23 protein-coding genes are annotated in these 22,815 nt (G+C 51.5%); 10 read left to right on the top strand and 13 right to left on the bottom strand.

Annotation, left to right across the window (positions count from 1 at the left end; genetic code table 11):
• The first annotated feature begins 97 nt into the window (after positions 1 to 97).
• Positions 98 to 880: a MipA/OmpV family protein gene (locus PsW64_RS22665; protein WP_063305078.1), complete on the top strand. Its 783-nt coding sequence runs from the start codon at positions 98 to 100 to the stop codon at positions 878 to 880.
• A gap of 312 nt (positions 881 to 1,192) precedes the next feature.
• The gene (locus tag PsW64_RS22660; protein WP_057463526.1) at positions 1,193 to 1,627 is read left to right on the top strand and encodes a L,D-transpeptidase; all 435 of its coding nucleotides are present in this window, start codon (positions 1,193 to 1,195) and stop codon (positions 1,625 to 1,627) included.
• 571 nt (positions 1,628 to 2,198) lie between these two features.
• On the opposite strand, the gene PsW64_RS22655 is transcribed toward PsW64_RS22660, so the two are convergent.
• Positions 2,199 to 3,239: a patatin-like phospholipase family protein gene (locus tag PsW64_RS22655; protein ID WP_057463525.1), complete on the bottom strand. Its 1,041-nt coding sequence runs from the start codon at positions 3,237 to 3,239 to the stop codon at positions 2,199 to 2,201.
• Between the two features lie 53 nt (positions 3,240 to 3,292).
• A complete protein-coding gene (locus PsW64_RS22650; RefSeq protein ID WP_063305077.1) occupies positions 3,293 to 4,075 on the bottom strand; it encodes a 3-hydroxybutyrate dehydrogenase in 783 nt (260 codons plus the stop codon).
• 371 nt (positions 4,076 to 4,446) lie between these two features.
• On the opposite strand from PsW64_RS22650, the gene ispG reads away from it, so the two are divergent.
• The 3 genes from ispG to PsW64_RS22635 are packed head-to-tail and all read left to right on the top strand — an operon-like array spanning position 4,447 to position 7,381.
• Positions 4,447 to 5,724, top strand: coding sequence for a flavodoxin-dependent (E)-4-hydroxy-3-methylbut-2-enyl-diphosphate synthase (ispG, locus tag PsW64_RS22645; RefSeq protein WP_063291154.1), 1,278 nt, complete (start codon positions 4,447 to 4,449; stop codon positions 5,722 to 5,724).
• On the top strand, positions 5,725 to 6,642 hold the full coding sequence (pdxY, locus tag PsW64_RS22640; RefSeq protein WP_082596893.1) for a pyridoxal kinase: 918 nt from the start codon (positions 5,725 to 5,727) through the stop codon (positions 6,640 to 6,642). It abuts the gene before it with no gap.
• A complete protein-coding gene (locus PsW64_RS22635; protein ID WP_063305076.1) occupies positions 6,635 to 7,381 on the top strand; it encodes a DUF429 domain-containing protein in 747 nt (248 codons plus the stop codon). Before pdxY ends, PsW64_RS22635 begins: the two co-directional genes overlap by 8 nt.
• Here PsW64_RS22635 and PsW64_RS22630 read toward each other — a convergent pair.
• From PsW64_RS22630 to PsW64_RS22615, 4 genes are all read right to left on the bottom strand, one after another.
• Positions 7,378 to 8,202: an FkbM family methyltransferase gene (locus PsW64_RS22630; protein ID WP_063305075.1), complete on the bottom strand. Its 825-nt coding sequence runs from the start codon at positions 8,200 to 8,202 to the stop codon at positions 7,378 to 7,380. The genes PsW64_RS22635 and PsW64_RS22630 overlap by 4 nt on opposite strands.
• Before the next feature lie 74 nt (positions 8,203 to 8,276).
• Complete coding sequence (locus PsW64_RS22625; RefSeq protein ID WP_063305074.1) at positions 8,277 to 9,446, bottom strand: L,D-transpeptidase family protein; 1,170 nt, start codon at positions 9,444 to 9,446, stop codon at positions 8,277 to 8,279.
• Positions 9,447 to 9,688: 242 nt separating this feature from the next.
• Entirely contained in the window at positions 9,689 to 10,645 is a 957-nt protein-coding gene (locus PsW64_RS22620; protein WP_063286077.1) for an acetyl-CoA carboxylase carboxyltransferase subunit alpha, read from the bottom strand.
• 177 nt (positions 10,646 to 10,822) lie between these two features.
• Complete coding sequence (locus PsW64_RS22615; RefSeq protein WP_082596891.1) at positions 10,823 to 11,686, bottom strand: DUF3108 domain-containing protein; 864 nt, start codon at positions 11,684 to 11,686, stop codon at positions 10,823 to 10,825.
• Between the two features lie 340 nt (positions 11,687 to 12,026).
• On the opposite strand from PsW64_RS22615, the gene rpmB reads away from it, so the two are divergent.
• Both rpmB and PsW64_RS22605 read left to right on the top strand, forming a co-directional pair.
• On the top strand, positions 12,027 to 12,314 hold the full coding sequence (gene rpmB, locus PsW64_RS22610) for a 50S ribosomal protein L28 (protein ID WP_057463517.1): 288 nt from the start codon (positions 12,027 to 12,029) through the stop codon (positions 12,312 to 12,314).
• Positions 12,315 to 12,383: 69 nt separating this feature from the next.
• Positions 12,384 to 12,986, top strand: a complete 603-nt coding sequence (locus PsW64_RS22605; protein ID WP_057463516.1) for a VUT family protein — start codon at positions 12,384 to 12,386, stop codon at positions 12,984 to 12,986.
• 103 nt (positions 12,987 to 13,089) lie between these two features.
• Here the strand turns inward: PsW64_RS22605 and PsW64_RS22600 are convergent, their stop codons facing one another.
• The 4 genes from PsW64_RS22600 to PsW64_RS22585 all read right to left on the bottom strand — a co-directional run bounded on the left by PsW64_RS22600 (position 13,090) and on the right by PsW64_RS22585 (position 17,800).
• A complete protein-coding gene (locus PsW64_RS22600) occupies positions 13,090 to 14,211 on the bottom strand; it encodes an esterase-like activity of phytase family protein (protein WP_063305073.1) in 1,122 nt (373 codons plus the stop codon).
• A complete protein-coding gene (cobT, locus tag PsW64_RS22595) occupies positions 14,208 to 16,097 on the bottom strand; it encodes a cobaltochelatase subunit CobT (RefSeq protein ID WP_057463514.1) in 1,890 nt (629 codons plus the stop codon). The genes PsW64_RS22600 and cobT overlap by 4 nt, the downstream gene beginning before the upstream one ends.
• Positions 16,098 to 16,107: 10 nt before the next feature.
• Positions 16,108 to 17,094: a cobaltochelatase subunit CobS gene (gene cobS, locus PsW64_RS22590; protein WP_063286074.1), complete on the bottom strand. Its 987-nt coding sequence runs from the start codon at positions 17,092 to 17,094 to the stop codon at positions 16,108 to 16,110.
• An 85-nt stretch (positions 17,095 to 17,179) separates the two neighbouring features.
• On the bottom strand, positions 17,180 to 17,800 hold the full coding sequence (locus tag PsW64_RS22585) for a J domain-containing protein (RefSeq protein ID WP_057463512.1): 621 nt from the start codon (positions 17,798 to 17,800) through the stop codon (positions 17,180 to 17,182).
• 131 nt (positions 17,801 to 17,931) lie between these two features.
• Here PsW64_RS22585 and PsW64_RS22580 point away from each other — a divergent pair, with 131 nt between their 5' ends.
• The gene (locus tag PsW64_RS22580; RefSeq protein ID WP_057463511.1) at positions 17,932 to 18,195 is read left to right on the top strand and encodes a BolA family protein; all 264 of its coding nucleotides are present in this window, start codon (positions 17,932 to 17,934) and stop codon (positions 18,193 to 18,195) included.
• Positions 18,196 to 18,377: 182 nt separating this feature from the next.
• Here the strand turns inward: PsW64_RS22580 and PsW64_RS22575 are convergent, their stop codons facing one another.
• Genes PsW64_RS22575 through PsW64_RS22565 form a run of 3 tightly spaced genes read right to left on the bottom strand, consistent with a single transcriptional unit; the run spans position 18,378 to position 21,417 of the window.
• Entirely contained in the window at positions 18,378 to 19,676 is a 1,299-nt protein-coding gene (locus PsW64_RS22575) for an HlyC/CorC family transporter (protein ID WP_057463510.1), read from the bottom strand.
• A complete protein-coding gene (gene aroB, locus PsW64_RS22570) occupies positions 19,673 to 20,797 on the bottom strand; it encodes a 3-dehydroquinate synthase (protein ID WP_063305072.1) in 1,125 nt (374 codons plus the stop codon). Before aroB ends, PsW64_RS22575 begins: the two co-directional genes overlap by 4 nt.
• Positions 20,794 to 21,417, bottom strand: a complete 624-nt coding sequence (locus PsW64_RS22565) for a shikimate kinase (RefSeq protein ID WP_057463564.1) — start codon at positions 21,415 to 21,417, stop codon at positions 20,794 to 20,796. Before PsW64_RS22565 ends, aroB begins: the two co-directional genes overlap by 4 nt.
• A 299-nt stretch (positions 21,418 to 21,716) precedes the next feature.
• On the opposite strand from PsW64_RS22565, the gene PsW64_RS27690 reads away from it, so the two are divergent.
• Together PsW64_RS27690 and PsW64_RS22560 are read left to right on the top strand one after the other, a co-directional pair.
• The gene (locus tag PsW64_RS27690) at positions 21,717 to 21,857 is read left to right on the top strand and encodes a hypothetical protein (protein WP_167550253.1); all 141 of its coding nucleotides are present in this window, start codon (positions 21,717 to 21,719) and stop codon (positions 21,855 to 21,857) included.
• Positions 21,858 to 21,864: 7 nt separating this feature from the next.
• Entirely contained in the window at positions 21,865 to 22,788 is a 924-nt protein-coding gene (locus PsW64_RS22560; RefSeq protein ID WP_057463508.1) for a site-specific tyrosine recombinase XerD, read from the top strand.
• Positions 22,789 to 22,815: the final 27 nt, after the last annotated feature.

The following is a 22,815-nucleotide window of genomic DNA, read 5'->3' as shown; positions in this document are numbered from 1 at the left end:
ACAGTCTGTAGAAAACTCCTGAAACTGCAGGTCTTCAAAGTGACTTAAAACGTATATCATAGGTGGTAATTGCTTTTTCCCGATCAAGGCTGCACCTATGACCGCCTCTCTTCGTATTCTTGCAGGCTTAGCGCTTGCTTCCGTTTCCAGTCATGCACTGGCAGAAGATAATTTTACGCCTGGTGATTTGACCGAGGAGCAAGCCAGTAAGAGGTACGTCGTTGATATTGGCGTGGCTGGTTTTGTGAACCCCAAGTATGACGGCGCGGATGAATACATCATCTATCCGCTACCGTTGATCGCGTTTTCGCGGTTTTACCTGCCGGGCTTTGGTCAGGTGAAAGAGGGCGAAACACAGGGCCTGTTCATTTATCCGTCTTTTGGTTTTGTGGGTGAGCGTAATCCTTCCGATTCCTCTTCATTGACAGGGACAACTCGTGTGCCTTGGGCTGGTGAGGTCGGGCTTGGCGGTGGCTTCCGTCATGATTGGTTCCGCGCATTCATCGAAGTGCGCCACGGCTTTAACGGTCACCGCGGTTTTGTCGGGCGTGCGGGAGTGGATGTGATCACTGAAGTTACAGATCGCTTGACGTTTGTGTTCGGTCCGCGCGTTGATGCTGCTGATGGTTCATACATGAACACCTATTTCAGCGTTGCAGCAGGTACTCCATCCGGCCCATACACCGCAGAAGGCGGTTTCAAGAGCGTTGGTGGAGTTGTGCGTGCGAGTTATGCACTCACCAACAGCATTGGGCTGCACCTACAAGGTGGCTATGACCGTTTGATTGGTGAAGCTGCAGATAGCCCGATTACGCAGAACGACAATATGTGGTCTGTCGGGTTTGGTGCGACCTATCGATTTGCTTGGGATATGTTCTAGGTAACCAGAGTATCGGTTAGACTTGATGAATGAAGCCCGGAAGGATCTCCGGGCTTTTTTATTTGCTGCATGCACTGTGAGTTCTCATTGACTGTGCCGTGAATAAAGCGGTGTTTGAAGTGAAGCTTTGTGTATATTCATGAATAACAAAGCATGCATGATGTATTGGTATTGAGAGTTATATTACCTCAGTATTGAAGTATCCCTTCTGAGAGATCGTTAATAATACCCTTAGAATAAGTCGATGACAGACTCCTGCTGGTGCGCATGCTAATTCATCTTGAGTATTGCGTTGTGTGAGGGGGCTTCAGTATGCGTACAATAATTACTATATCAGGACTTCTGTTTATCTGTTTATTGCTTATGGTTCCGGCCAAGGCATCCTCCACTAAAGTGTTGGCTAAGATTGATATTTCCGAGCAAAGGATGCGGATCTTCGTGGATGGGAAGGTCCAGCATTCGTGGCCTGTTTCGACGGCCCGGCGGGGATACAGAACGCCAGTGGGCACCTTTAAGCCAACGCGAATGCACAAACGGTATTTCTCCCGTAAGTATAACGGGGCACCGATGCCTTACTCTGTGTTTTTCTATAAGGGGTATGCCATTCATGGAACGGATGTGGTTAAGCGCTTGGGTGCGCCTGCTTCACACGGTTGCGTGCGGTTGCATCCGAAAAACGCCAAGAGATTGTTCAGTTTGATTCAGGCAAATGGCCGATCAAACGCAAAGATTGTAATTGTGAAATAGTGAACACGCTTTACGTGCAGCTCTGCACATGATGTGATATCGGTCAAATAAGGCCCTTTACCCTTGCGAGCGCGTGGGTTCCTTACTAAATCAGGGGCTAAGAGATGTGCTTGAAGGCTTGTGAGCGGAAGAAGCAAGTCGGGTCGCAAACGCCTGCTCCTTCCGCTGTAGCGCTGAATACGCATAACTCAACAATCAGCGTGTCTTTCCTAACGCTAAAATCTTGCCAAAAGGTTGGCACGCTGATTTTTTTGAAAGACTTTTTTAGGGATAAAACGATTTTTTCTGAGAGCTGTGTGTCGGGAGGATGCATTGCCCAAAGAAAAAGAGGGCTTTGAATACACGCTCAAAAACCCTCTTTATATTCTCTAAAGCTGATTACGCAGTACCTTGATATCAGCTGCTTATTTAAAAGCAAAAGCTGTGCCAGTTTTGTGATAAATTTTTGGCACAATATCTGGGGTGGCTGCGCTTCTTCTCTCCAACATGCGGGTTAATTTAACAGGTTGCTTACCTATGCTGCGTCGCAATTTGCAATGCGGTTTGGGAGTGTTAACCTTCTCGTTTAGATCTAGTTAAATTCGTGATCCAGGTTCAGCGTGCTTCGTTTGCCAATGCTGTCGTAATTGTCGTGCGCCCACTTCTTTGCAGCCTGGCGCCCAATGTCGTGCAAAAGTTCTACAAATTCCCACTGGGCGTTTACCTTGGATGAAGCTCCGAAAGGGGCGAGATCTTTTGTTGCTTCTATTCTGTGCATGTAAACGCGGGTGTATTCGTTCGAATCAAGGCGGCCTTCATCAATCAGTCGTGTCACAAACTCAATTGCGCGAAGCTCTCGCAGCAGAGTTGAGTTGAAGGTGATCTCATTCATGCGCTCTGAGATTTCCTGAGCGGTGTGCGGAAGTTCAACTCTTTCAACAGGATTGACCTGAATAAGAAGTACGTCGGTAGAGCCACCGTGTTGGAATAGTGGAAACAAAGGCGGGTTGCCCATAAAACCACCATCCCAATAGGCCTCGTCACCAATTTCTACTGCTTGGTACATATGCGGCAAGCAGCCAGACGCCATGAGTGAATCAAGGGTGAGTTCTTCCTTTGCAAAAACTTTGATTTTCCCGGTTCGAACATTGGTTGCAGCGACATAGACCTGCATCTGGTCGCAACTTCGCACACGTTCGAAGTTGATTTGCTCAGCAACGAGGTCGCGGAGTGGATTATAGTTGATTGGGTTTAGTTGATAGGGAGACATGACGCGAGAAAGCAGGTCCCATGCCAGATATGTCGGAGAGTTGTCCATGCTCCAATTGCCACAATAAACATCCATTGGGCTGCGTTGGAATGGACTGGTCTCCGCAGCTGCGCTGACGGACTTCCAAAAGCGGGCGAGGGCATCTCTTGCGCCTTGCTGCCCGCCTTCAACGAGGCCATCGGCCATGACGGCTGCATTCATGGCACCTGCGCTTGTGCCTGAGATGCCAGTGATCTCCCAATCTTCGTTTTCAAGGAGCCAATCCAGAACGCCCCAGGTAAAGGCGCCGTGTGCGCCTCCACCTTGTAAGGCCAGATTGATTTTCTTTCGTTCTTTTTTCGCTGTCTTCCGAGTAGTCGCCATATGGACCTCCATGGGCCGCTTGGAAAAGAAAACTCCGGGAAATCATCTGAGCGTTATTGTGCTGTCCAGCCGCCGTCCATTGGCAAGAGAGTGCCGGTGATTGAAGCGGCTGTATCAGAGCACAAGAACACGGCTAGGCCGGCAACCTGATCGACTGTCACGAACTCTTTGGTTGGCTGAGCAGCGAGCAGGACTTCTTTTTTCACCTGCTCTTCAGTCATATTGCGGGCTTTCATGGTATCCGGGATTTGCCTTTCGACGAGCGGTGTCCAGACGTAGCCGGGGCAAATGGCGTTCACTGTGATGTTGTTTTCTGCGACTTCCAGTGCGACGGTTTTGGTTAAGCCAGCGATGCCGTGCTTTGCAGAAACGTATGCCGACTTGAATGGAGATGCTACCAATGCGTGAGCGGACGCGGTGTTGATGATGCGACCCCAGCCTGCTTTGCGCATGTAAGGCACGGCGGTACGGATTGTGTGGAATGCGGAGGACAGGTTGATCGCGATGATGGCATCCCATTTGTCGACCGGGAAATGCTCAATGGCTTCAACATGCTGAATGCCTGCATTGTTGACGAGGACATCGACTGAACCGAGGGATTTAACCGCATCGTGGATCATTGCGTGAATTTCATCAGGCTTGGTCATGTCGGCTGATGAGTACACGCATTTTACACCGAAGTCGGATTCGATTGCAGCGCGCTCTTTCTCAATGGCATCGGCATCGCCAAACCCATTGATCATGATGTTGGCACCTTGCTCTGCCATTGCGCGAGCGTAAGCAAGGCCGATGCCTGATGTGGACCCAGTGATTACAGCGGTTTTTCCTGAGAGCATTTCGAGTCTCCTGCCCAAATGTATTGAAAAAAGAGTTGGTGTGAGCTTGCGCCACTTTTTAGTCTGGTTGCATTAGCAAAAAGCATAGTTGTTTAGCGTGCAGTGCAAAAAGGTCAAAACTGACCGCCGATCTGTCTTTTGTCCTTAATGGAAGGTTAGAGATGAATGCATTGCGTCAAAAGTCGCTGGCTATTTTCAGTAGGCTGATGATGGAGTGGACCTAGCATCATTCTGAGGAGAGGTTTATTGTGAAATCTTGGGGTGCATGATGGCATCTTGAGATGACATCAAACTGAATTGAGCGTGCGCTAAAAAGTTGACAGCGCGGGCTGCATGCTGCACTTGCTTGCCTAAAGATTTATCCCAGTGGAATGATCATGACTGACAAGAGCCAAACCTATATTTCTTCCCCGTTTCCGCGCCGTCGTTCTGTGGCTGTAGACGTTGGTGGGGTTATTGTTGGCGGCGAAGCGCCTGTTGTTGTGCAGTCCATGACGAACACCGACACCGCTGACATAGATTCAACGGTTGCGCAGGTTTCTGCTCTGGCGCGTGCCGGGTCCGAGCTGGTTCGTATTACGGTTGATCGTGATGAAGCTGCTGCAGCTGTTCCACGTATCAAAGAGCGTCTGGACCGGATTGGGGTCAATGTTCCGCTCGTCGGAGATTTTCACTACATCGGACACAAGCTGCTGGCAGATCATCCTGATTGTGCTGAAGCGCTTGATAAGTACCGGATTAATCCGGGAAATGTTGGCTTTAAAACTAAAAAAGACAAGCAGTTTGGCCAGATCATCGAAATGGCGATGAAGCACAATAAGCCTGTGCGTATTGGTGTAAACTGGGGCTCTCTGGATCAGGAACTGCTGACACACCTGATGGATAAAAACCAGGAGGAAGGCTCTCCGCTGACCGCGCAACAAGTGATGCGCGAAGCGATTTGCCAATCTGGTTTGTTGTCTGCTCAGCGTGCTGAGGAATTGGGGCTTGGTCGCGACAAAATCATTTTGTCTGCGAAAGTCTCACAGGTTCAGGATTTGATTGCCGTTTATACGGATCTGGCACAGCGTTGCGATTATGCCCTTCACCTTGGTTTGACTGAAGCTGGTATGGGCACAAAGGGCATCGTGGCGTCCTCTGCTTCCATGGGTATTCTGCTTCAGCAGGGCATCGGCGACACCATTCGTATTTCGCTGACACCTGAGCCGGGTGGGGACCGCACGCGTGAAGTGCAGGTTTCTCAGGAACTGCTGCAGACAATGGGTTTCCGCAGTTTTGTGCCTATTGTTGCTGCGTGTCCGGGGTGTGGACGTACGACCTCCACAGTCTTTCAGGAACTGGCTCAGGACATTCAGGCGCATATCCGCGAGAGTATGCCGAAGTGGCGTGAGCAATATCCGGGTGTTGAAGAACTCAACGTTGCTGTCATGGGCTGCATCGTGAACGGTCCTGGTGAGTCCAAGCATGCTGACATCGGTATATCTTTGCCCGGTACTGGTGAAACACCTGCTGCACCTGTGTTTGTTGATGGTGCTAAAACTGTTACTCTGCGTGGGCCGAACATTGCTGATGAGTTTAAGGCGATGGTTCTGGATTATATCGAGAAACGTTTTGGTACTGGCGTTTCATCTGAACACGAGATTTCCTAGATGTCGCTTGAGCGGTTTGTCAAAAAAGTAGAACACAAAATCAGAGAAAGCGCTCCGAAGGAAAAGCCTTCGGTTCTGGTGATCTCTTCACAGGTTGTCAGCGGATGTGTTGGCATGCGCAGTGCTGTTTTTGCACTGGAGCGCATGGGCTTTAATGTCTGGATGCTGCCTACGATTGTTCTGCCATGGCATCCGGGACAAGGTGCTGGTGAACGTATTTCGGCCAGTGAGGAAGCTTTCGAGCATATCGTTGAACAGATTTGCGCTAGTGATCGTTTGAGCACTGTGAAGGGTGTTATTTCTGGCTACATGGCAAATGCGGCTCAGGTTTCTGATGTTGCGAAGATTGTGCAGGAAGTGAAGGCTCGTAATGATGATGCGGTCTATCTGTGCGACCCGGTCATTGGTGACAAAGGTGGTCTTTATGTTGCCGAGCCGATTGCTGAAGCTATTCGTGACCAACTGTTACCGCTTGCTGACGTGATTACGCCAAACCGTTTTGAGCTCGCTTGGCTCAGCGGGTTTGGTACTGAAATGGAAAATGAAGCTGTTGCGGCAGCGCGGACGCTGCAAGTGGAGCGGACGATCATTACATCGTCGCCAGCAATCCGGCGTAATTCCATTTCCAATTTGCTGGTTGGGCCGCGTGGTAGCCTTGCGATTGAACATGCGGAAGTGCAGGGCGCACCGCATGGCACTGGTGACTTGTTGGCAGCGCTTTATCTGGCTCGCAGCCTGAGTGGGCAGAGTGATGAAGAGGCATTGAAGAAAGCGACAGCTTCAACGTTTGAGTTGGTCGCGCGCTCTGTCAAAGTTGGTTCTGATGATTTGCTTTATGCTGAGCACCAAGATCCGCTTATCCAACCTATGGCGCTTGTGAACACTCGCCGCGTGGTAGAGGCGCCTGAACGTGCCTGAAGCAGTGGCAGTTGATCCCGTCTGTGTGGCTGGGGTTGACGGTTGCAAAGCAGGTTGGATTGCCGTTTTCCGCTGGGTTGGCTCAAACCGTGCAGCTGAAGTGCAGATCTTTCCTCATTTTGCAGATTTGCTGGCCTCTGAGCATGAGCCGCATAAAATTGCGGTCGATATGCCGATCGGGCTGCCGGAGAAGATTGGCAGCAATGGTCGTGGGCCTGAGAAAGCAGTTCGTCCTCTTTTGGGTATGAGGCAATCAACGGTGTTTTCCATTCCCGCCCGGGCTGCGATCTATTGTGAGGATTATCGCGAGGCTTGCTCTGCTGCACTGGCGCATTCAACACCACCCAAAAAAGTATCCAAGCAAGCGTTCCATATCTTCCCAAAAATTCGGGAGATTGATCAGCTCATGACGCCTGAGTTGGAAGCGCGGGTGTATGAAGTTCATCCTGAGGTGGCATTCTGGCGCTTAAACGGGCAGGAGCCCATTGCTATTCCTAAGAAGGTCAAGGGAAGCAGCTATCCTGCGGGCTTAGATGCGCGGAGAGATTTGCTTGTGCAGTTTGGCTATGTAGCGAGCTTTTTGGACCAAAAACCGCCCAAAGGTGCCGCTCGGGATGATTTGATGGATGCTTCTGTGAATGCAGTTATTGCTGAGCGGTTGCTGTATGGCCATGCAGAGCCATTTCCGGCTGACTTCGGGCGAGATGAACGTGGTCTGCGCATGGCAATCTGGGCTTAGGTATTGTCAGGTTCGCGGCTTGCCAGTACGTCCAAACGTGGTTCATGGCCAACTCTCTTAAAGCTTTTGAAGCCCTGCTCCTCCAGAAGGTTTTTGAGCATGTTTGGATCAGACCATCTGACATCTCTCTCATAGAAAACTGATTGAACTCGAGGAAAGAAGCTTGTCTTGATGAGCTCTTTAATCACGGTTTCTTCATGCCCTTCAGTATTGAGTTTGACCACGATGTCGATTTCATCGGTGATCATCTCATCTAACTGCTGGGCAGAGATGGTTTGAATCTCTTCGGTCTTTTCGTCTGAATGCATGGTGTTCTGGCTGAGGGATGCGCCGCCGCTATGGGTTTTGCTGAGGAATATCTTAGCTTGGCCAGTGTGATCGGAGACTGCTGCCTGTACTGCCTTTATGCGAGATGTAGCAAGGTTTAGCTCAATGTTTTGTTCCAGTAATCGGAATGTGCTGGCAACAGGCTCGAAAGCGATGACTTGCTGACAATTTGTATTTTGAGCTGCAAGCAGGCTGAAGAGGCCTTGATTTGCGCCGATATCCAGCATGATGAAAGGCTTTTCATAGTCGACAAGATAGCTGGTGAGGAATGTGCCGTAACCACCTTCGCAGCACATGCGGAATGTGGCGTCGAAGACATTGGGTGTGAGTTCAACACCATACCTCGTCAGAATGCCGGAGGAGAGGCCTAGTCGCACACCCCAGGACATTGGAATGTACTTTATGTAATAGCCAAGGAACCCACGTAAGTGGCGGCGTTCGTTGATGTACTCTTTGCTGTGGTACTTTCCAAAGAAGGTTTTTGAGCCTGGCATTTGCCTAACCTGACTTGTTGATCCTCATTGAGACCAGCGTACATAAGTCAGGCTAGGTTTCGATTAACACAACGTCACAATTGCGGTTTGATGCGTGGTGCAGGGGCGGCTGGGTATGGATTTACGACCTCTGCAACGATCTTCTTCTCTTCACCAACACGACTGTTAGAGAACAGGGATGTGAAGTAGCTGAAAGCACGTTCTGATTCAGAAGCTTTTTGCGGTGCTGGGGATGGTTCCTCAGATGCCAGCGCCAAAACTTTTGCAGCTTCTACATTCACAGGCGTTGCGTTTGGTGCTTCTGCTTTTGCGACGTCAGTTGTTGAGGTGCCACCAAAGAACGCTGCAATCTTTTCTTTGCGGCGTTTACTGCTTTCCATAGCGATCTGGATCTCAGCGGTTTCGCGTGCATCCCGGGTTTGCTTTTCTGCTACTGCCACCGCGATGTTCTCAGGCACTGTGTAGGCAGGGCAAGCGCCGCGTGCATTGAATTTGGTTCCGCGTGTGTCTGCCTTCGCGTTGAAGACATATTCTTTTTCACAGACTTCAATGGATGGTGGGCGTTTGGTGACTTCAAAGTGGTCATAGCCACGCTTCAGCATGCGCCAGAACTCATAATGCTCGGAACTTGCGTTCTTGGCCATGTTGTTCGGTGTCATGCGGAATGGGAAGGCCTGAACCTGAAACTTTCTCTGACCGCCAAGGAAGCTATCGCGACCAAGAGAGTAGATATCTGCAATCTGCTCGTCCGTCATGGCATAACACCCGCGAGAAGAGCAGGCACCATGGACCATCAAGTTTGAGCCTGTGCGGTCATGAGCGCGGTCAAACTTGTTCGGGAAACCAAGGTTGAATGCGAGGTAGTAAGAGGAGAACGGGTTCATCAGGCCCGGTGTGACTTCGTAGAAGCCTTCTGGTGCCTGACGGTCGCCTTCCTTAAACTTCGGGCCGAGTTTGCCTGACCATTTGCAGATCTCATAGGTTTCCAGCAAAGCATACTGGCCTGATTTGGTCTGTTTCCAGATCTCCAATTCAGACTCTTGCTTGAACAGGCGAACCATGATTGGAGACTTGAGCTCCATGTCCTTGGATTTCATTCTGTTGGAAAGGCTTTTGCTCACAGGTTGCTGGTGCTTCTCAGCGCCAAACTCTGTTCCCTGACAAGCGGCTAGCGTTAAAGCCAGCGCAAGCGCAGCAGCACGCTTTACGTTCTTGCCAGTCTCTCCCTGAAACACTCTAATCATGTGCTTGACCCACCATGCTGGGGCTAGTTTGCCCGAACCCCAATCTCGACTCGATACTAAGACTATCTGGGTTAAGGTTGATCGAATCTTACCACAGATCATTCTCTCTGAGATTGTGGGGTATTCCCCAAGATGCACTTTCCCCCGAGTTTGATTGGATCAAACAAAAAAGGCATCAGATATACTTCTGATGCCTTTTATAAAAAATTTAGTGGATACCCACAATAAATCCTAGGTTCGAATCAACCGAGTTCACGACCTATGCGTAAGAACTTCTCGCGACGCTGCTTCTTGAGCTCGTCTGCAGACAGACCAGCCATCTTACTCAGAGCGGTTTCAATCGAATTGCCAGCGCGATCAATTACGATCTCTTTTGCGCGGTGAGCACCACCGATTGGCTCTTTGATGATCTCATCAATGACGCGGAAGCTGGAAAGGTCTTCTGCAGTGATCTTCATGTTGGTTGCCGCGTCTTGCGCGCGGGTGCTGTCGCGCCACAAAATGGATGCGCCTGCTTCCGGTGAGATCACGGAATAGATGGAGTGTTCCATCATTGCTACGTGGTTGGTGGTTGCAATTGCAATTGCACCGCCTGAGCCACCTTCACCAATGACGATGGAGATGTTTGGAACGCCAAGACCGAGGCACATGTCAGTTGAGCGTGCGATCGCTTCTGCCTGACCGCGCTCTTCAGCACCAATTCCTGGGTACGCACCTGCTGTGTCCACGAAAGAGACAACAGGGATGTTGAAACGGTTTGCCAGTTCCATGATGCGGACGGCTTTACGGTAACCTTCCGGACGTGCCATGCCGAAGTTATGCTTCAGGCGGCTTTCGGTGTTGTTACCTTTTTCTTGACCAAGAATAGCGACTGATTGTCCACGAAAACGACCAAAGCCTGCGATAATGGCGCAATCCTCGGAGAATTTGCGATCACCGGCAAGAGGCGTGAAATCTGAGATCAGGGTATTGATGTAGTCCAGTGAATGCGGACGGTCTGGATGGCGAGCCACCAGAGTTTTCTGCCAAGGCGTCAAGCGAGAATAAATGTCGCTGAGTGCTTGATCTGCTTTTTCCTGAAGACGGGCAATCTCGTCTTCCACATCAACCGCTTCCCCACCTTCAGCCAGGATTTTCAATTCCTGTACTTTACCTTCAAGGTCAGCAACTGGTTTTTCGAATTCGAGGTAACTGCGCATATTGGATATTCACTCGTAACAATCAGCGGGCTTGACCCGCCGACTAAAAGGCGTTGGACCGCGCTATAATTTTGGCGCGACACTGGCGACAGCTGGGTCATCTGTCAAGGCTTTGCATCACAAATGTGGGTGTTTGAACCCCTTCAGACAAGAAGGTTTGGGATTAAAGTGCAAATCCTATCTGGAAGCTGTTTTTTTGCGAAGTCCTGACGTTTGCGGCATATTGAGTTCTGCTGCTTCCAGGACAAGTGTACCTGTCGATGTCGGAATGGAGACCTTGTAAGGAATAAGAATACGGGTGTTTCCGATCGGTGCGAGCCATGTTTCAATGTTTGCGTTTTTGGCCAAATACTGAACAGCCTTTTTCTCTGGACGGTGTCCAGCAACGGGCTCCCAGCGTGCAGAACAGACAACAACCGGACCGTTGTAGCCTTTGCCTGAGACTTCACGCACTTCTTTGAACTTCATATTGATATTGAAGCGCGCCCAGCCATCGTAGATTGGCAGTTTGCGATTACATACTGATGGATCAAGCACTTTTGAGCGGGACGGTGCGCGTACAATCGCTGCACTTAACGGGTCCATCGCATTGAGCTTGTGCTTGCCAGTGACCTTAACGCGTGTCTTGGACGGTTTGTATTTTGGAGTGACTTGGGTTGTACGGACATGGCCAGATCCCTGACCTAGATTGACATAGAAATCTCGGTTGGATGCACGAGAGGCCATGGTGTAAGTGCTTGGAAGGACTTTTGCGCCTTTCATCCACCCGGTCGCGTGTGCGCCGCCTTTGCCTGTGGAGAAGAGGGTTCCAATGCCAGCTGGCTCCATACCCACTTTTGCGGAATAGGCGTTTTCTCTGAGGATAAGCGATAAGGAGCCTTTTGCCACAGTGAAGCCTGCATAAGAAATATTGTAGACACCGCCTAGGCGCTCTGTTTTCCCCAGCGCAGCTGTGGATAGTGTGCTAAATGAAAGTGCTGCGACGGCTATTACGCTCGATTTGCCAAGAAAATTGCAAACCTTAGAAACTGTTACTCGCACGATACTGTACCTCCGCAGCCGCAGACATTCGCGCCTGACAGCCTGAGAACTCAGGAAACTGAACAAAAAATTCAAACTCATTGAAATATGAAACTACCTAAACATGGTAACACGGTGGTTAAGAGATGTGAGTTTGTTCGAGTTTTGATTGAAATATGGGCTTCGAACAGGCAAATAGGCAGCAAAGCCTTGACGAATTCTGCTGTACTAATTATAGCAAGCCAACTTTTCCGTACAGGGCCGGAGGTGGTTCCGCGTGACCGTGGTGTCCGCGACCTGCCGGTTTTAACAGAATGCGCCCAAATAATGAGGGCGCCTACAAATTAAAAGGGTGACCCTCATGGCACGCCGCTGCGAACTTACCGGTAAAGACGTGATGACCGGCAACAACGTGTCTCACGCAAAAAACAGGAGCCGTCGTCGGTTCTTGCCAAACCTTTGCAATGTTTCCCTGATGAGTGAAACTCTCGGCGAAACTTACAAACTGCGTATCTCTGCACACGCTCTGCGTTCTGTTGAGCACCGCGGTGGTTTGGACGCATTCTTGGCGAAAGCAGTTGAAGCTGAGCTTTCTCCTAAAGCGCGTTTGCTGAAGACCGAAATCAAGCGTCGTCAGGCAGCTGCTTAATCACATCATTCTTGAAAGGGATTGAACGTGACTAAGTCGAATACCGCTCGACCACTGGCTCTTGCTATTATGGCAATGACCACAGTGGTCGTTGCTTCGAATTACCTTGTTCAATTCCCTGTTCAGGGAATGTTCGGGGCTGTTAATCTAGCAGACCTGCTTACTTGGGGTGCATTCACTTATCCAGTGGCATTCCTTGTAACTGATTTGATTAACCGACAGTTTGGTCCTGCTGCTGCACGCAAAGTCGTGTACGCTGGCTTTGCTGTTGCAGTTGCTCTTTCTATTGTTTTGGCAACACCACGCATCGCAATTGCGTCAGGAAGTGCATTCCTGATTGCTCAGTTGCTGGACGTGACTGTGTTCCATCGTCTTCGTGATGGTCGTTGGTGGAAGGCGCCTGTCGTCTCTTCTACACTCGGCACCATGCTCGATACCGCGCTGTTCTTTAGCCTTGCTTTTGCTACACAGTTTGCGTTCTTGGGTTATCACGATGCGTTTGCGGTAGAAGTTGCACCATTGTTTGGTGTGTTTGCTCTGGAAGTTCCTCGTTGGGTTTCCTGGGCGATTGGTGACTTCAGCGTAAAGATCATCGTTGCGATGAGCATGCTTGTTCCATACCGCATCGCATTGGGAGTAATCGGCGCGGTACCTGCTTCGCAGCGCGGATAAGCTGTTCGTTTGAAAAGAATTTTAAAAGGCATCGGATTTGGTTCCGGTGCCTTTTTTGTTTTTGGGATTGAATGTGGGTGCAGCTCACAAAGACAGTTGTCGTTTACCGAGGCTTCGGTTTTGGCGCTGGGACGATCTTTGCTTCTTTGGGTGCGCGAACGAATGGCTCTCTGAAAGGTTCGTTGTCCGTCAGGATGAAGCGCAGCAGCAAGGTGCGCTGTAGGAATGAGCGGTTATCATCTGACATGAGGGACAGGACTGTCTCTCCAAAAGCGTTCATGTGAACGCTCAGAGCTTCCATATTATCAATCTGATAACTGAAATCAGCGGTCAGGAGCGTTTTGCCTGTATGGAGATGATCTGGTCGCAGGTTGGAGCCATCCAGCTGCCTGATGCGCATCCCAAGGCCTTCTGAGAGGTTGAATAAACGCTCCAGGATCAAGAGATCGCCATTGGGAAGGAAGGCAGCATCCGTAACATCGTAGTTGCCTTGTTTTCCTATCCAGAACTTCCCCGGTCGCGGGCCACCGATGATCCACGCTGGTCTGTTGTGCTTCAGAGACTTCCCGCGTTCGGCAATAGTTATGATAGCGCCGGAGAGTGGAGAATTGGGAGGGGCGACGGCAACAGATTCAAGGCTCTTGTTCTTTGCCAAACCTCGGATCTCTTTGGGGATCAGAAGGTGCTTAGCGCGTTCTTCGCCTGTTTTCAGGTTAAGCGGGTATGTCATGATCCCGCCTTTTCCTTCATGGCTGACGAAAATGCGAGGTGTGTTGGCTGAGCCGCCAATGCTCAGACCTTCTGTGTCGGCCCTGTAGGTGCGTTTGAGCTTTCTGCCCTTGCTATCCAGCAGGGTTGCGGTTTCTGCGCCCAGCAGCTTGAGAGGCTTTCCTCGGCTGGTCTGGGATAGTTCGCCGCGCAGCCAATGGCCGCGATCTGAGATAGCAATGATGTCTGAGCCACTGTTGAGCGTCAGCAAGCCGGAATAGCCGCCGAAGCGACCGTTTGAGCTGCTGAGTTCAAGGCCACCAAGAAACATGAGGGGGCCGTATTGCTCTGCTCGGGTACCAGAGAACTTGAAGCGGTTGATTTCCTTGGAGCGGACTTTCATTGGCTGAAAGCCGCTCTGCTGTGCGGTGCTCTCGCTGAAAGGCAAAGAAGCAGCGACTGCGGTTGTTACCGCTGCCGCTGCTCCTGTTAGCAAAATGCGTCGTGTTAATTTCATCGGCGTCCGTGACGTCTACCGCGATCCTGACCGCTGTTTTCATCAAACAAATCAGCAAGCTGATCAGTCATCGCGCCAGCCAGTTCTTCGGCATCTACAATTGTTACCGCACGTTTATAGTAGCGGGTCACATCGTGGCCGATACCGATTGCGATCAACTCGACCGGAGATCTGTTTTCAATCTCAGCAATCACGCTGCGCAGGTGTTTCTCCAGATAGTTGCCTGGGTTCACTGAAAGCGTGCAGTCATCTACTGGTGCGCCATCGGAGATCATCATCAGGATGCGACGACGTTCCGGACGTGCAAGCAAACGCTTGTGTGCCCAGTCTAAAGCCTCTCCGTCGATGTTTTCCTTTAGCAGGCCTTCGCGCATCATCAGGCCGAGATTGCGTTTGGCGCGGCGCCAAGGGGCATCTGCGGATTTGTAGATGATGTGGCGCAGATCGTTCAGGCGTCCCGGATTAGACGGTTTGCCATCCTTGAGCCAAGCTTCACGAGATTGGCCGCCTTTCCACGCTTTGGTGGTAAATCCGAGGATCTCCACCTTCACGCCGCAACGCTCAAGTGTACGTGCCAGAATGTCGGCACATGTGGCTGCCACGGTGATCGGACGACCGCGCATAGAGCCGGAATTGTCGATCACCAGAGTGACTACGGTATCGCGGAACTCGGTGTCGTTTTCCCATTTGAACGCAAGCGGCTGTAGTGGATCTATGACTACGCGATGGAGGCGGGCACTGTCGATAATGCCTTCTTCCAAATCAAAATCCCATGACCGGCTCTGCTGCGCCATCAGTTTACGCTGCAGGCGGTTGGCTAGTCGGGACACCGCACCAGACAGAGAGGCCAGCTGCTTATCGAGGAAGCCGCGGAGACGATCCAGCTCTTCCTGATCGCAGAGGTCTTCTGCTGCAATGATCTCGTCGAAAGCTTGTGTGAAGATGTGATAGGCATCAGCAGACGGCTGATTGCTGAAGGGATGGTCCCGGCGTTCCTGTTCGCCCGGCTCTTCAGCCTGATCGGACATATCCTCTTCGGACATATCCTGCATCTCGCTGTCGACGCCTTCGGTTTCGCCGCTTTCCTGCTCTTCGCCGGAAAGTTCCATCTCTTCAGGAGCGCCTTCTTGCTCACCCTGATCTTCCTGCATGTCACCAGAGTTATCAGAGCGATCATCCTGGTCCTGCTGGCTTTCGTCGTTGTTCTCGTCGTCGTCCTCTGGTTCTTCTCCCAGCTCATCAGCCATATCGAGAGAGGTGAGAAGATCACGCATCTGCTTGGCGAACGCGATCTGGTCATCCATGCGGGTGACGAGTTTGTTCAGATCATGATCAGCTTTTTCTTCAACGAAAGGTCTCCAGAGGTCCACCATGCGCTGTGCGCTTTTGGGGATCTCGCGGCCCGTCAGACGTTCGCGTACCAACAAAGCGATGGCATCCTGCATCGGAGCTTCGTCTTTGGTGGTGACTTCTGCGAAGTTAGCTTTGAAGTAACGATCCTCAAGCATGGCGTCGATGTTGTCGCCAGCGCCCGGCATACGGACAGCACCAAGGGCTTCAACGCGGGCTTGTTCGACCGAGTTGAAGATAGCGCGTGCGTTTTCGCCTTGAGGAATGTGCTTGGTGTGAACAGCTGGATCATGACAAGCAAGGCGCAGAGCCATGGAGTCACCCAAACCGCGGGTAACGGCGACTTCTTCCTTTGTCATCGTGCGGGAAGGTTCCGGCAGACGGATGCGTCCGCTGGTCATTCCCGGTTTATCCGGTGAAAAAACAACCTCCAGCTCAGGCTCGCCTGCGATGGCTCTGACTGTAGAGCCCATCGCTTGCTTGAATGGCTGGCTGGCAGGTTTGTTCTTGGCTGAGGAGTTGCTGGTACCTGCCATGTAACTCCCCTTAACTCATGACGATGTTTGCCGCTGATTCAGGAAGATCTTCCCCGAAACAACGCTGGTAGAACTCAGAAACCAGCGCTTGCTCGGTATCGTCACACTTGTTCAGGAAGGTCAGGCGGAATGAGAAACCGATATCGCCAAAGATTTCAGCGTTTTCTGACCATGTGATCACTGTACGTGGGCTCATCACAGTGGAGAGCTCGCCGTTCATGAAAGCGCTACGGGTCATGTCTGCAACACGAACCATCTTGGAAACGATAGAGCGACCTTCTGCACCACTGTAGTGTGGAGACTTCGCCAGAACGATCTCAACTTCGTTGTCGTGAGGCAGATAGTTTAGCGTGGTCACGATAGACCAGCGGTCCATCTGGCCCTGGTTGATCTGCTGCGTACCATGGTAGAGGCCGGATGTATCACCAAGACCGACGGTGTTCGCGGTTGCGAACAGGCGGAATGCCGGATGTGGATTGATCACGCGGTTCTGATCGAGGAGGGTCAAGCGCCCGGAAACCTCAAGAACACGCTGGATCACGAACATCACGTCTGGACGGCCTGCGTCGTACTCATCGAAGACAAGCGCGACATTGTTTTGAAGGGCCCAAGGAAGGATGCCGTCCTTGAACTCGGTGACGGTGTGACCGTCCTTCACAACGATTGCGTCTTTACCAACAAGGTCGATACGAGAGATGTGGCTGTCGAGGTTTACGCGCACACAAGGCCAGTTCAGGCGGGCTGCGACTTGCTCGATATGAGTCGATTTACCAGTACCGTGGTAGCCGGAGACCATCACACGGCGGTTCTTTGCAAAACCTGCCAAGATTGCGAGAGTTGTTGCGCGATCAAACAGATAGTCTGGATCGATATCAGGAACATGTTCGTTTGCTTCAGCGAAGGCTTGTACTTCCATGTCGCTGTCGATGCCAAATGTCTCACGTACAGAAATTGTTTCGGTCGGCAGGGTTTGAGCGGTTTGCATCGTATCTATCATTTTTCCTCCGCGGCCCCACGTCGAAATCGGGGTAATGAAAATCTAAAAAATTCTAAGAGATCCGGGAACTGGTCAAACGTATGACCTAGCAATAACCGGATTTCTTGAGCACGTTGTAGGCCTGAATAATCTCGCGCAAGCGGTCTTCCGAAGAGCGGTCGCCACCATTGGCATCAGGGTGATGAATCTTTACCAGCTCTTTATAGCGAGTTTTTATCTCGGCGCCACGGGCGGTTACCCGAAGGTTCAATGTTTCAAATGACCTTTTCTCAAGTGCCAGTACCTTACGTTGCGGTTCCTGAGGTTGGCTGCGTGCTCCGGTGGCGCCAGCGAAGATGTTGTGCGGGTCGTTTACGTCTTCGCCACCGATGTTTGTACGGCTTCCATCGCGGGCATTCGCGGCGTCTGCCTGCGAGTTTACGCCCATTTTCCAGGTTGGGCGATGTCCTGTCATGCTATCGCGCTGGTAGCTGCGAACACTGTCATCGTCCATGCCGGAAAAATAATTATACGATTTGTTGTAGGCCTTTACGTGGTCTACGCAAAAATGAAAGTACTGGCCTTCCCGATCGCGACCTTTCGGTGCTTTATGGGTGCCGGGCTGGTCGCAACCGTCCCATTCGCACTTTGGGCCTTTTGAGCTTGTGGTGCGTTCTTTGCCGGGTTTTACGCGAATGCTGTCGAAAATGGAGGATGCTTGCTTCATTTTTCGGTTTTCAGTTGCCTTGCGATTGGGTTAGCACCTGCCATAAAGCAGGTAGCCGACATAAATAGAAAAAAGTGACCCTGTTAGGCAAGGCCTTGACGACGGTTTCCTACGTGAGAGATATAGAAAACATGAGCACAAGAGACATCATGATCACTAAACTGGAAGCTGCGTTTAAGCCGCAGCTTCTTGAAGTCACCGACGAATCCGAGAGTCACCGCGGTCACGGCGGCTGGCGCGAGGGTGGACAAACCCACTTCCGGATCAAGATCATATCCACAGCCTTTGAGGGTATGTCCCGCGTCGCTATGCATCGTGCAGTAAACGAATGCGTGGCTGAAGAGATCGCCGGAGGCATTCACGCGCTTGCCATTGAAGCCAAATCTCACACGTAATTGGTTCTTACAGTAATTGGTACATTGGCACAGCTAAATCAATGCGGCAAATGGCTAGTACGTTGCAGGTGCTCGTGTTTTACCCGTTTGCGTTGTTATGTGCGTTGATTTGAGCGTTTTACGATAATTTTGCGTTCTTTAAGGGACTGCAGAAAAGGAAATGGGCCCGGCTGGGCCCATTTTTATTTGCTGGCTTTTTTCGCATCCTGAAGCGGGCTGAGCGCCATCATGCGCAAGCGCGTGATGCGGTTCTTTTCCCGGCTCAGGACTGTGAAGCGGAATCCGTGGAAGGTGAAGATCTGACGTTCCTCGGGGATCATTTTTGCTTCGTGAATAACGAGACCTGCGATGGTTGTCGCTTCGTCGTCTGGCAGGTTCCAATCAGTCGCTCTGTTGAGGTCGCGAATCGGAACTGAGCCTTCGACGATCACGGAACCATCTGCCTGTGGTTTGAGGCCGGGCAGTTCGATGTCATGTTCGTCTGCGATTTCACCGACGATCTCTTCCAGAATGTCTTCCAGCGTGACGAGGCCCATCACTTCGCCGTACTCGTCTACCACGAGAGCGAAATGGGTTTTACGCTTCAGGAAGGCGTTGAGCTGGTTTTGAAGGCTGGTGGTGTCCGGTACGAACCAAAGCGGGCTCATGACCTTATCCAGCTCGAACTTCTCCATATCGCCTTTGAGGTTTGCGATTGCACGCAGAACATCCTTGGCGTGGAGCAGGCCGACCATATTGTCGGGATCATCACGCCATAGCGGAATACGGGTGAACGGGCTGGCCAACACTTCTTCCACCAGCTCTTCCGGTGGCAGGTCGGCATTGAGTGCGAACAGCTTGGTGCGATGAACCATCACGTCCGACACTTCTAGCTCAACCAGATCCAGCAGGCCGCCAATACGGTCTTTATCCGCTTTGATCAGACCGCCTTCTTTATGCTGAAGGTCCAGTGTGCCGCGCAGCTCTTCGTGTGCTGACAGGACGGCTGTGGAATCATCAATGCGAATGCCGAAGATGCGCAGGACGAGGCGTACAATTACCTCGATGGCGGCAACGATCGGTCCAAAGACAATCACCAGCACGCGAACAACGGGTGCAACGCTGAGTGCGAATTTCTCTGCGTTTGCGATCGCCCATGTTTTTGGCAGCACTTCAGAGAAGATCAGGACCAGAAGAGTCATGACCAGCGTTGCGTAGGCGACGCCTGCGTCTCCGAAGAGCTTCAGGAACAGGGATGTTGCGAGTGCAGAGGCCAGAATGTTGACAAGGTTGTTGCCGAGCAGCAGTGCGCCGATGAGGCGCTCTCTGAACTCGATCAGTCTTGCAACAATAAGCGCTCTTTTATTACCGGATTTGACCAGCGCATGCATACGGGCGCGTGATGCTGCTGTCAGGGCAGTCTCCGACCCGGAAAAAAAGCCCGAAAGAACGAGCAAAATTACAATAGCGACAACGGAAGCCCAGAAAGCGTAGTCCGTCATTTGCCGAGTTTCTCCTCAAGAAACGCGCGGAGGGGTTCCGCGCTTACAGTTTTATCGACATAGGAAGTGCCGATGCCTTTTGTAAGGATAAAAGTGAGCTGACCACGACTTACTTTTTTGTCCTGTGCAATCAAGTCCATAAAAGTGTCGATTGGTGGCAGCTGACCGGGGATCTGATCAATACGCGTTGGCAGGCCGACGGCTTCCAAATGCGTGATGACACGTTTGGTGTCTTCCGCCGGGCACAGGCCAAGCTGCTCAGAAAATTCATGGGCCAATACCATGCCGATGGAAACGCCTTCTCCGTGCACCAGTCGTTCAGTCTCATAGGCAACAGCACCTTCCAGCGAATGGCCGAAGGTGTGACCGAGATTGAGCAGTGCGCGGTTGCCGGATTCCAGCTCGTCTGCAGCAACAACAGTTGCTTTGGCACGGCAGGAATGGGCGACTGCGTGTTCTCGTTCAGGCCCGCCAACGAAGATACCTTCCCAATTGGCTTCCAGCCATTCGAAAAAGTCCGGATCATTGATCAGGCCGTATTTGGCAACTTCTGCATAGCCAGCGCGGAAATCACGCGGGCTGAGCGTATCCAGAACGGATGTATCTGCCAGTACCAAAGCAGGCTGATGGAACACACCGAGCAGGTTTTTGCCATGGCGGGAGTTGATGCCGGTTTTGCCGCCGACAGAGCTGTCGACCTGAGCGAGCAGGGTGGTTGGGATCTGAACGAACTTCATGCCACGGCGAACAACACCGGAGACGAAGCCGGAAAGATCGCCGACAACGCCGCCGCCTAAGGCGACAACAGCATCGCCGCGCTCAAGGCGCAGGGCGAGAATATCATCGCAGAGGCGCTCGAAGATTTCGAAGCGTTTGGTTTTTTCGCCTGCGGGCACAACAAGTGTGCTGAACTCAACACCTGCGGACTGGAAGCTTTCTTCCAGTGCCTTCAAGTGGAGTTTCTTGACGGTCTCATCTGTGATGATGACTGTTTTGGCACCTGGGAGGCGGGTGGAGACTTCTTCTCCAGCGCGTTTGATCAGGTTGCGGCCAATGAGGATTGGATAGCTACGGTCGCCCAGATCGACATTGACGAGCGTGGCGTTATTTTCTTCTGTCACTTTCCAACCTCGTTATTTTCAGATGCCTCATCAGAGAGAGGCGGTAGTCCTTTTTCCAGAGCGATCAGGATTTCTTCCATAACTGCTTCATGGGTCACATCACGCGACCAGATTGCCATGTCCGCTTCTTCATAGATCGGATAGCGCTCATCCATCAGCTTTTGCATGGTTGCTTCAGGATCCGCAGTCTGCAGCAATGGCCGGGTAGGGCGCTTGCGCACGCGGGTCATGATGACAGACAGCTCAGCCTTCATCCAGATGGAGATGCCCTTTTCCTTGATGCGGGAGCGTGTCTCTTCATTGATGAAGGCACCGCCACCTGTTGCGAGGACTTGTGGTCCTTCGTCCAACAGGCGTGCAATGACACGCTTTTCACCTTGCCGGAAATAGCTTTCACCGTGTTCAGCGAATATCTCTGAGATAGAACGATCTGCTGCTTTTTCAATCTCTGAGTCTGCATCAATAAAATTGAGAGCGAGATATTGAGCCAAACGGCGACCTACTGTGGATTTGCCACAGCCCATAATGCCAACAAGTACAATTGGCTTAGTGCCGAGGCGCTTCAAAATATCTTGCTGTCGTTGACGTTTTTTGTCTGACTTTGTGTCGTTTGCAGTCACGCCACGCCCTCGCCGATTCATCTACTCTTACTTACGCTTTGACATTATCACACCTTGTCCTGTCAAGGTTCTAGACCAAGAGTGTTTGCCAGCATTTAACTGCTAATTTTCTACAGAAACCGTAGGTGCCCCTTCACAGGCCTGGAGGATATCGCAAAATACGCGGTACACTGGGTGCCTTCGGGTTGAACCTTCACAGTGAAACGGTCTATTTTTGATTGTGAAGTATACTGCTACACCCCACCATCTGCGGGTGATCTAGGGGTATCCAGATTTATACGGGAGCATCCGGTTCTGCCATGCCAACATTGATGCGATTGCTGTCTATCATAGGTTTGATCGTTACTGGCGCTGTGCTGAGCATGTATCTGCTTGTCAGCTACGTTGAGCCGGAGCCACGTGAAATTATCGTCGAAATCCAAAAGGAAGGCTTCGAATAGGCTTTTTATGCGTCGAACTCTTGAGACTGAACGCTTTTTTGAAATGTTAAGCGTTGAGCGCGTCAGTGCGTTCAATACGTTGGAAAGCTACCGAACTGACCTGGAAGATTTTGATAGTTTCCTGAGTACGCAAGGTGTGGATCTGCTTGCTGTGCAGGTCACGGATGTCCGTGCCTATCTCTCTGACCTTACTGACCGCGGGTTTGCGGCGTCCTCTCAGGCGCGGCGTCTTTCGGCTCTTCGGCAGTTCTACCAGTTCTGTTATGCCGAGGATATTCGTGATGATGATCCAACCCGAACCGTCGCTTCTCCGCGTAAAGCCTCAACTCTTCCCGGTGTGTTGAGTGAGGAAGAGGTGGATCGGCTGATCGGCAAGGCAGAACAGTTGGCTACTATCACGCATGATAGTGATGCAAAGCAGATCAGAGCTGCACGTGTCTATACATTGCTGGAAGTGCTTTATGCGACGGGTCTGCGTGTTTCCGAACTTGTTTCCCTGCCAGTGTCAGCGGCTATTCGTGACAGCCGTCTTATCACCGTGAAAGGAAAGGGCGGTAAGGAGCGAGCTGTTCCACTGTCTCCCCGTTCACAGAAGGCCATGGTTGAGTATGTGCGGCTGCGTGCATCTTTAGGGGCTTATGCGGACAGCGTATGGCTGTTTCCCTCTCATGGTGAGAGCGGGCACTTTACGCGTCAGGCGTTTGGGCGAGACTTGAAGGCACTTGCGTTGGAAGCGGATATTGACCGCAACAAGGTTTCTCCGCACGTGCTCCGCCATGCCTTCGCCTCGCACCTGTTGCAAAATGGCGCTGACCTGCGTGTGGTGCAGCAGCTGCTTGGTCATGCGGACATCTCAACAACACAGATTTATACCCACGTGCTGGAAGAGCGCCTGCAGAAGCTGGTGGAAGACCATCACCCGCTGGCGTGAGGTCGCAGAGAGCTCAAGACGCATGTG

Origin of the sequence: Pseudovibrio sp. W64, from assembly GCF_001623145.1 — a bacterium.
Classification (GTDB): domain Bacteria; phylum Pseudomonadota; class Alphaproteobacteria; order Rhizobiales; family Stappiaceae; genus Pseudovibrio.
This window is presented reverse-complemented; position numbering and strand designations above follow the sequence as displayed.